Source organism: uncultured Thiodictyon sp., assembly GCF_903828115.1.
Taxonomy (GTDB): Bacteria; Pseudomonadota; Gammaproteobacteria; order Chromatiales; family Chromatiaceae; genus Thiodictyon.
The window spans coordinates 1-9,249 of the sequence record NZ_CAIKKU010000670.1 but is presented as its reverse complement, the minus strand read 5'-3'; the positions used below and the strand labels follow the sequence as shown (position 1 = coordinate 9,249).

Sequence of the window (9,249 nt, the reverse complement as noted above, 5' to 3'; positions counted from 1 at the left end):
TTATCGCAGCGCCCGGGATTCTCTCGCCCGCCAAATTGCATCGCTTCTCCGATACGACAACGACAACGATTACGACAACGACAACGACAACGACAACGACAACGACAACGACAACGACAACGAATGGTCCGGAACGCTGCCTATTCGATCCCGAGCTTGGCCAGGCGATAGCGCAAGGCCCGCAGCGTCATGCCGAGCTTCTTGGCAGCCGCGGTGCGGTTCCAACGGGTGTCGTCCAGGGCCTTGAGGATGGCGTGGCGCTCGATCTCCCCCAGGTAGTCCTCCAGGGGGACCGCGGGGTCCGCGTGCGACCCGACCGCGACCTGGGCCTCGGTCTGCGGCAGGTAGAGGTCATGGACCCCGATGATGGAGCCGTCGCAGAGTGCGGTGGCGCGCTCCAGCACGTTCTCCAGCTCGCGCACATTGCCCGGGAAGGGGTGACGGGCGAGCGCCTCCACCGCCTCCTCCGAGAGTCTCATGGCCTCGCGGTCGGCGTGCTGGCGGGCGATGCGCTCCATGATGCGCGCGGCCAGCACCGGGATGTCCTGGGGGTGTTCGCGCAGCGCGGGCATGCGCATCTCGATCACATTGATGCGGTAGAAGAGGTCCTGACGGAAGCGGCCCTTTTCCACCTCCTCGTTCAGATCCCGGTGGCTCGCGCTGATGATGCGTACGTCCACCGCCAGCTCCTGTTGCGCCCCCACCGGCCGCACGCTCTTCTCCTGGATGGCCCGCAGGAGCTTGACCTGGGCGGGTAGCGGCAGGTCCGCCACCTCGTCCAGGAACAGGGTGCCGCCCTCGGCCGCCTGGAACAGCCCCTCCTTGTCCGCCACCGCACCGGTGAAGCTGCCCTTTTTGTGGCCGAACAGTTCGCTCTCCACCAGCTCCTGGGGGATGGCACCACAGTTGACCGCCACGAAATCGCCCTCCGCCCGCGGGCCCTGGGCGTGGATCAGGCGCGCCGCCAGTTCCTTGCCGGTGCCGCTCTCACCGGTAATGAAGACCGGCGCCTGATTGCGCGCCAGCTTGGCGACGAGGCGGCGGATCTCCTCCACCTTGGGGGAGTCCCCGAGCAGGCGGGTGCCGCTCTCGGTGCGGGCCTCCGCGGCGGCACTGTGGGTGCGCAACTTGAGCGCCGAGCCCACCAGGCGGCGCAGCAGTTGCAGTTCCACCGGCTTGGAGACGAAGTCGAAGGCGCCGGCCTTCATCGCGGCGACGGCCGATTCCATGCTGCCGTGGGCGGTGATCATGGCGACCGGCAGGTCGGGGTGGTGCTCGGCGATGAAGCGCACCAGATCGATCCCGCTGCCGTCCGGCAGGTTCATGTCGGTGAGGCACAGGTCGTAGCGCCGCGCCTGCAACGCCGTCTTGGCCTCGGCCACCGTCATGGCGGTGGTCGCCTGCACGTCCATCCGACCCAGGGTGATCTTGAGCAGGTCGAGGATGTCGGCCTCGTCATCGACGACGAGGGCGTGGGCCTTATTCATGCCGGTGCACTCCCAGTGCTGCTGAGTTGCCGATCGTCAGGCGATTGTAGCCGTTCGCGGCGCCGGTTGGAGCCTGCCGGGCCGCCAGTCGAACGCGGGCCGCGCCCGGTCCGGTCCCGCCGCGCGGGGTGCACCGGCGCCGTCATGCCGTAAACACCAGGCGGAAGCAACTGCCGCGCGGCCGTTCCCGCCGGTATTCGAGCCGGATGCCGTTGGTTTCGGCCAACTCCCGGGCGATGTAGAGCCCGAGTCCGGTGCCGCTGGATTTGGTGGTGAAGAAGGGGTTGAAGATGTCCCCGGCGGAGTCCTGGTCGACGCCGGGGCCGTCGTCGCTGACTTCGATCCGGGCCCGGTCCTGGCCCTCGGCACGGCCCACGCGCACCTGGATGTGGGCCGGGTGATCCGGACTCCCCGCGTGAATCACGGCGTTTTCGCACAGGTTGGAGACGATCTGGTGGAGGTGGCGCGGGTCCACCTCCACGCAGATCGGCGGGGGCTCGAACTCGAGCAGCAAGTGGCCGGCAGGCAGGCCGTGGGACTCCCGGAACTCGTCGCAGAACTCCTCCAGCCACGCGACCAGCTCGGTAAGCTGGGGGTCCAACTGATGGCGTCGGGACAGTTGCAGGACACTGCGCACGATCTCGTCGATGCGCCCGCAATTGCGGCGGATGATGTCGAGCAGATGGCGGTCGTCGGGCGACAGGCCCTTGGCCTCCCCCAGGAGCTGGCCGGCGTGGGAGATGGCACTCAACGGGTTGCGGATATTGTGCGCGATGCTGGCCGTGAGGGTGCCGAGCGACGCCAGCTTGATCTGCTGGGCCTCTTTGATCAGCTCCTGGTTATCGCGCAGGTAGAGCATGACGCCCGCGGCCCGGTAATCGCCCAGGAGTTGGCGCGCGGGCTTGAGCTCACGGTTGCCGATCCGGATCACCCCGACCTGCGGCGCGGTCGGGCGGATATGGTCCAAGAGCCAGTCTTCCAGGTCCGCACAGACCTCCCTGAGGGGGGCCTCGGGCGCGAGCACGGGGACATTGACCATGTCCCTGGCCGCCTGGTTCATGAGTTTGACCTTACGCTCGCCGTCCACCACCACCACCCCAATCGCCATGTCCTGGATGATAAACTCATTGAGCTTGGACAGGTCGTCGATGTCCACCTTGCGGCGGGCCGCCAGTTCCTCGGCGAGGCGCACCCGGCGATAGAGTACGTGGGCCAGCAGGGCGACCGCGAAGAACACCACGCCCAGGATGCCGGCCTGGGTGTACGAGGCGCTCGTCGCCTCGCCCGTGAGCAGTGCGTAGGTCTGCTGGGTGATGACCGCGAGCGCGGCGAAGGAGGCGAACAGGAGTGACAGCCGGCCCTCCATCAACAGGGCCCCCGCGGCCACGGCGACGGCCAACAGGACCCCGAGCCCGCTGCCGACGCCCCCGCCCGCGTGCATTACCAGGGTAAAGGTAATGATGTCGACAAAGATGGCCAGATGGACCTGACTGTGCCGGCTCGGCCACTGGGCATAGAGGTTGATCCCGCTCGCCAGGACCAGGATGGCGTAGACCACCAGGACCCGCCAGGCCAGGTCCACATCGACCCCGGCGAGGAGCGGGTCGGACACCGCCGGGGAGAAGACCAGGACCAGCACCACCACCATCAGCAGACGGAACAGGAACAGCCAACGCAGGGACTCCCAGGTGGGGAATCGGCCGCGCTTCCAGCGTTCGCGCTCGGATGGACCCGCCGGGCGCGGGCTGGTTTTGGGGCTGGGGCTGGGGCTGGGGGCGCCTGGGTCCTGGTCTTGGTCGCTTGACATGAGGTGGGCTCTCGTAACAAAAGGCGCAAGGTACGGGGGCACTGCCGGTGCCCGCGCGGGTGGGCGGCCGCTAGTACGTCGATCCGCTGACGGGGATCGGCACCGCGGCCCGGTTCACCCCGGAGCGCGGCGGCGGCCCGCGGGCGGCTTCTTTGGCAGCCGCTGCCGAATTAGATCAGAATAGGGCGGATGCGGCCATGTGGCCGTCGTCCCAGGGAACCGCCCGAGCACCGATGAACCTGCACGAATACCAGTCGAAACGACTTTTCCAAGAATACGACATCTCAGTCCCCGCGGGTGTGACGGCGACGACACCCGCGGCGGCCGCGGCGGCCTGCGACAGCCTCGGCGGCACCCGCTGGGTGGTCAAGGCCCAGGTCCACGCGGGCGGACGCGGCAAGGCCGGCGGCGTGGTGCTGGTGGACAGCCCCGCCGCGGCGGCGACCGCGGCCCACCGGCTGCTCGGCAGCCGCCTGGTCACCCACCAGAGCGGACCCGCGGGGCTGCCCGTGGCGACCCTGCTGATCGAGGAGCCGACGGCGATCGAGCGGGAACTGTACCTGAGCGCACTGGTGGACCGGGCGACCCGGCAGGTCCTCTTGATGGCCTGCGCGGCGGGCGGCATGGACATTGAGGCGGTGGCCGCCGCGACCCCCGAGCGGATCATCCTGCTGCGCGTCCACCCGGCGGCCGGGCTGCAACCCTTCCAGGTGCGTCGGCTGGGTTACGGGCTGGGACTGGGCGAGGAGCAGATCAAGGCACTCGGTCGGCTCTTGGGCGGGCTCTACCGGCTCTTCATGGAGTCCGATGCCACCCAGGTGGAGATCAATCCGCTGGTGGTGACGCGCGCCGGCGCCCTGCTCGCCCTGGACGCCAAGGTCAATCTGGACGACAACGCGCTCTACCGCCACCCGGACCTGGAGGCCCTGCGGGACCCGACCCAGGAGGACCAGCGCGAGGCCGCGGCGCGCACCCACGAGCTGAGTTACATCAGCCTGGACGGCAACATCGGCTGTATGGTCAACGGTGCGGGGCTCGCGATGGCGACCATGGACCTGGTGCAGCTGCGCGGCGGCCGACCGGCCAACTTCCTGGACGTCGGCGGCGGGGCTACGGCGGCACGGGTGGCCGAGGCCTTCGCGCTCATCCTCTCCGACACCAAGGTGCGGGCGGTGCTGGTCAACATCTTCGGCGGCATCGTGCGCTGCGACCTGATCGCGGAGGGCATCATGCAGGCGGTGCGCAAGGTCCACACGCAGCTCCCGGTGGTCGTGCGCCTGGAGGGGACCAATGCCCCGCTGGGGCTCGCGCTGCTGGCCGCGAGCGGGCTTAAGATAGAAACGGCGCAAGGTCTCGACGAGGCGGCAGACAAGGTGGTCGCGGCCGCGGCCGCGGCACAGTGAGGGGGCGAGCATGAGCGTTCTTGTCGATCACCAAACCCGGATCATCTGCCAGGGCTTCACCGGGCGGCAGGGCAGCTTCCACAGCGAACAGGCCATTGCCTACGGCACCAACCTGGTGGGCGGCGTGACCCCCGGCAAGGGCGGTCAGCACCACCTGGACCGGCCGGTCTTCGACACTGTCCACGACGCCGTGCGGGCGACCGGCGCGGACGCCACCATGATCTATGTGCCGGCCGCCTATGCGGCGGACGCCATCCTGGAGGCGGCGGACGCGGGGATCCGGGTCATCGTCTGTATCACCGAGGGCATCCCGGTGCTCGACATGCTGCGGGTCACGGCGGCCCTGCAGGGTCATCCGGCGGTGCTGATCGGCCCCAACTGTCCCGGTATCATCACCCCGGGCGAATGCAAGATCGGCATCATGCCGGGCAGCATCCACACCCCCGGGCGGGTCGGCATCGTCTCGCGCTCCGGCACCCTGACCTACGAGGCGGTGTTTCAGGTGACCAACGCCGGCCTGGGCCAGAGCACCTGCATCGGCATCGGCGGCGACCCCATCCACGGACTGGACTTCGTCGACTGTCTCACCCTCTTCGAGCGGGACCCGGACACCGACGGGGTCATCCTGGTCGGTGAGATCGGGGGCACCGCGGAGGAGGGGGCCGCCGCCTATATCCGGCAGCACATGACCAAGCCGGTGGTCGCCTATATCGCCGGCGTGACCGCCCCGGCCGACAAGCGGATGGGCCACGCGGGCGCCATCGTCACCGGCGGCAAGGGCACCGCCGCCGACAAGTTCGCCGCCCTGGAGGCGGCCGGGGTGGTCACGGTACGCTCGCCGGCACGGATGGGCAGCCGCATGGCCGAATTGCTGGGCGGTCGATAATTTCCTGTCGAGTAAATCGCCGCCGCCGACGGTGGTCCGGGGCAGCGCCTGGCGGGACGAGTTCCAGCGCGCTTGAGCCGGCGCGGCCCCGGCGGTCAGGGCCCAAGCCCCGCGAACCAGGAGGAGTCGCGGATCGCCTGGGCGATCAAACCGTGCGCGAGCGGGTTCCAGTGGTTATCGGTCGGCCATTCAAAGCGGGCGGCGGGATGGGCGGCGGCGTAGGGGATGAAATAGTCATCGGCATCGATCACGCCATAGCCCCGGCGGCGCGCCTGCGCCATGAAATATCCGCGCATGAGTCCGAAATAGCTGTCGCCGGCGGACGCGTTGGCGGCATAGCGTAGTCCGTCGACCACGAAGAGAATGCGGCGGGCCGGCAGGTCGGCATAAGCGGGCAGGTCGCGGAAGAAGGCGGCCACTGCCCGTTGCGATTGTACCAGGCGGTGCGCATCGACGGCCGCCGGGACGTTTCCGACGAAGGCCGGCACCGCCGCCTGTGCTGAGCCGATGACGCTGCCCTCCAGCAACCGCGACACCGTCACGTCAGCATGAAGGTTGAGCAGCAGATAGCGCGCCAAGGCCGAGGCTTGCACGACCCGGCGGATCACCCCGGGTGCATAGTCGAACCGCTGCAGGATCAGGTCCCCGCCCTCCGCGACATAAAGATGCAGGCCGGGACCGGTCTTGAATTCCGCCAGCGATTCGTCGAAGTCGTTGCCGCACACCACGACCACCAAGGCTTCTGCGTCATAGGTTTGGCGGGCGTATCGTATCCAGACCAGATACTGGCTGAGCGGCGCCCCCGATGCGGCGAAACTGTAAAAGCGCATGCTTTCGGAGCGGTCCGCGGCCAGCCGACCGTGGAACGTCTGGGGAAAGGGCACCATGAGCGCCTCGACATAGGAATCCCCCACGACACCGATCAGGGGGCGGCGGTCATGCGTCGTGTAATTGCGATCGTTGACGAAGCCCGCGTTGTTGGTCCGCCCGCGGTTGACGATGCTGAAGTTCCAATCCCGGGACCAGAGGAAGTCGTGCTCGGGGGTGAAATGAAAGACCGGTGCACCCGCATTGACGGGCTCGGCGAAGACCCCGGTCGCCACCGGCAACAGACGCAACAGCGCCTCGGCGACGAGGATGGGCAGGGCCAGCCCCAGCACCACCGCTATGATCCGGAACGCGATCTGTTTCACGCGACATCATCTCCAGTCGTTGCAGGCCGGCACGCACGCAACGGCGTAGGAGCGGCCCCCCGGCCGCGACGGATAGCACCCGCCAGGCGGCCGAAATAATGATCGAGGTCCGCGAGGTTCATGCCCAATCAGGTGTCGACCACCAGCCCACGCCCACGCGACCGCCGCCTGCTGCCGCCCGGCGCCGGGAAGTCCCCGCTGACGGGCCGCCAGGGTATGATTTTTCTTTGGTTTTTGCAATCGCTCCGCAGCCGCCCGGAGGTCCCGCCGCAGCCGCTACGAAACGCATCCCAACCCTGCTAGACTAGCCCCCGACTCACCGATCCGGAACCGATCCGGAAAAGGTCAATTCAAGCGCGATGGCGCCGGGGCGACTGATGCACGAGATTCCGAACCTCGACGCCCAAGGACTGCGGCGCTTCGCATTGACCACGGGCGGGCTGATCGCCGGGGCCTTCGGGGTGGCGCTGCCCTTGCTGTTTGGCTGGCCGCTCCCCTGGTGGCCCTTCGCGGCGGCCGCCCCGCTGATCCTGGCAGGACTGATTGCGCCCCTGACACTGCGCCCGGTCTATCGCGGCTGGATGCGTTTCGGATTGCTGATGAACCGGGTAACAACGCCGCTGATCCTCGGGCTCCTGTTCACCCTGGTGTTCGTCCCGATGGGCCTGATCATGCGCCTCGCCGGGCAGGACCCGCTGCGGCGTCGCCGCCCGGCCGAGGCCTCCACCTATCGCGTGCCAAGCCATGCGGCGACGCGCGAATCCATGACGAGACCCTTCTGATGCTGGACCTTCTAAGAGACCTCTGGGGCTTCATGCGCGAACGCAAGAAATTCTGGCTGGCACCGATCATCGTCGTGTCGCTCCTGCTGGGCGCACTGATCGTTTTCGCGCCCGGCTCGGCGGTCGCGCCATTCATCTATGCGCTGTTTTGAGCGATTAGCGCTGAACCGTTGTCGTTGTCGTAATCGTAATCGGAGAAGCGCTGCAAATCGGCTTGCGTAGAGAATCCTGGACGTTGCGATAACAACGATAACGACAACGACAACGACAACGACGCCAAGGACATTCCCGAATGGACTTGTTTCACTTATTGATGAACCGTTCTTTATCAGGGGGCGGTGGATAACCGCCGCCGGGCCGGGCTGACCCATGCAACCAAGAAAGCTGCTCACCACGGTGGCGCCCTCCATCATCGCGCTCCTGTTGGTCGGCGCGGGTTTTCTTACCTGCCGCTACCTGACAGTAAAGGTCTTTGACCAAGAGATCGACAGCGACGCCCAGGCCTACACCCTGGGACGCCTGCTGAAAGACCAGCCGGAGCAACGCACGGCAGTAGCCAGCGCCTATTACGACAGCGCGCAGGCGCTGGCCAGGCTGGACACCCTCTCATGGGCCGTTCCCAACATCCCCACCCCCTTCGTGGGGAGCGCGCCCGCACCGGGGCAGCAGGGCAATGCCCATATCAACACCATGCAATTCCGGGCCGCTCGGGAGGTCGCGATGCCCAAGCCCGCGCGCACCTACCGGATCTTCCTTACCGGCGGCTCCACCGCCTTCGGCAACGGTGCGCCGAGTGACGACACGACCATCGCCGGGTATCTGAATGCCATCCTCACCCGGCAACTGACCCCGGCGACCGGCCTGAACTACGAAGTCTTTACGATGGCGAACTCGGCCTGGGCCACAACCCAGGAACGTATCATCATCGAGAACCTGTTGTCGGAATTGCAGCCCGATATGGTGATCGCCGTGTCCGGGAACAACGACGTGCACTGGGGTGCGTTGGGCCGCAATGTGCTGTGGTTCCGATCTTATGCCGACGAACTCTTCCTGTCGCTGATCAAGGCGGTCTACCAGCTCACCGGTCAACCGCCCATACCGGAGAACACGCGGATCGAACCGGGGCCGATCGCCCCTGCGGTCATCGCCGGGCGACTGCTCAAGAACGTCCGGATCAGCGCCTTTGTACTGGCCGCCGCCAACGTCGATTATGTCTTCGTGCTCCAGCCGACACTGGCCGTCAGCAAGAAGAAATTGACCCGGCGCGAAGGCGCACGACTGGTGCAGCGGGACTATTTTCGGGAGTGCTACGGGCTGATTGCTGCCGCGCTGACAAACCTGCACGACGAGCGCTTCCGCTTCGTCGATCTCTCAGGTTTGTTCGATGGCGCGGGCGAGCAGGAAGAGATCTTCCTGGATTCCTATCATTTCGGCGACCGGGGCAACGAACAAATCGCCACCGGCATTTTTCTGCGGATCAAAGACAGAATCGTTAGTAAATCAAGCGGTCAGGAGCGGTTAGGGGCGGTTCACTAATAGATTAAACAAGGACGCTCAAGAATGCCTTGAGCGTCGTTGTCGTTGTCGTTGTCGTTGTCGTAATCGAGGTTATCGTAGCGCCCCGGATTCTCTCGTACCCCAAATTGCCTCGCTTCTCCGATTACGGTTACGATTACGATCACGACAACGAC

Annotated in this window: 8 protein-coding genes; 5 read left to right on the top strand and 3 right to left on the bottom strand. The window is 66.7% G+C overall.

Going from position 1 to position 9,249, the window contains the following annotated elements:
* Nucleotides 1-140 precede the first annotated feature (140 nt).
* Entirely contained in the window at nucleotides 141-1,487 is a 1,347-nt protein-coding gene (locus tag QZY48_RS25275) for a sigma-54 dependent transcriptional regulator (RefSeq protein ID WP_295436278.1), read from the bottom strand.
* A 142-nt stretch (nucleotides 1,488-1,629) separates the two neighbouring features.
* Nucleotides 1,630-3,294: an ATP-binding protein gene (locus QZY48_RS25270; RefSeq protein WP_295436277.1), complete on the bottom strand. Its 1,665-nt coding sequence runs from the start codon at nucleotides 3,292-3,294 to the stop codon at nucleotides 1,630-1,632.
* 233 nt (nucleotides 3,295-3,527) lie between these two features.
* Between QZY48_RS25270 and sucC the strand changes: the two genes are divergently transcribed.
* Nucleotides 3,528-4,697, top strand: coding sequence for an ADP-forming succinate--CoA ligase subunit beta (gene sucC / locus QZY48_RS25265; protein ID WP_295436274.1), 1,170 nt, complete (start codon nucleotides 3,528-3,530; stop codon nucleotides 4,695-4,697).
* Nucleotides 4,698-4,707: 10 nt separating this feature from the next.
* Nucleotides 4,708-5,583, top strand: a complete 876-nt coding sequence (sucD, locus tag QZY48_RS25260) for a succinate--CoA ligase subunit alpha (RefSeq protein ID WP_295436272.1) — start codon at nucleotides 4,708-4,710, stop codon at nucleotides 5,581-5,583.
* Nucleotides 5,584-5,678: 95 nt separating this feature from the next.
* Here the strand turns inward: sucD and QZY48_RS25255 are convergent, their stop codons facing one another.
* A complete protein-coding gene (locus tag QZY48_RS25255; protein WP_295436270.1) occupies nucleotides 5,679-6,776 on the bottom strand; it encodes a hypothetical protein in 1,098 nt (365 codons plus the stop codon).
* A gap of 377 nt (nucleotides 6,777-7,153) precedes the next feature.
* Between QZY48_RS25255 and QZY48_RS25250 the strand changes: the two genes are divergently transcribed.
* From QZY48_RS25250 to QZY48_RS25240, 3 genes are all read left to right on the top strand, one after another.
* Nucleotides 7,154-7,558, top strand: coding sequence for an SxtJ family membrane protein (locus QZY48_RS25250; RefSeq protein WP_295436268.1), 405 nt, complete (start codon nucleotides 7,154-7,156; stop codon nucleotides 7,556-7,558).
* Entirely contained in the window at nucleotides 7,558-7,710 is a 153-nt protein-coding gene (locus tag QZY48_RS25245; RefSeq protein ID WP_295436266.1) for a DUF5989 family protein, read from the top strand. Before QZY48_RS25250 ends, QZY48_RS25245 begins: the two co-directional genes overlap by 1 nt.
* A gap of 271 nt (nucleotides 7,711-7,981) precedes the next feature.
* Nucleotides 7,982-9,094 carry a hypothetical protein gene (locus tag QZY48_RS25240; protein WP_295436264.1) on the top strand — a complete coding sequence of 371 codons (1,113 nt, stop codon included), beginning with the start codon at nucleotides 7,982-7,984 and terminating at the stop codon, nucleotides 9,092-9,094.
* Nucleotides 9,095-9,249: the final 155 nt, after the last annotated feature.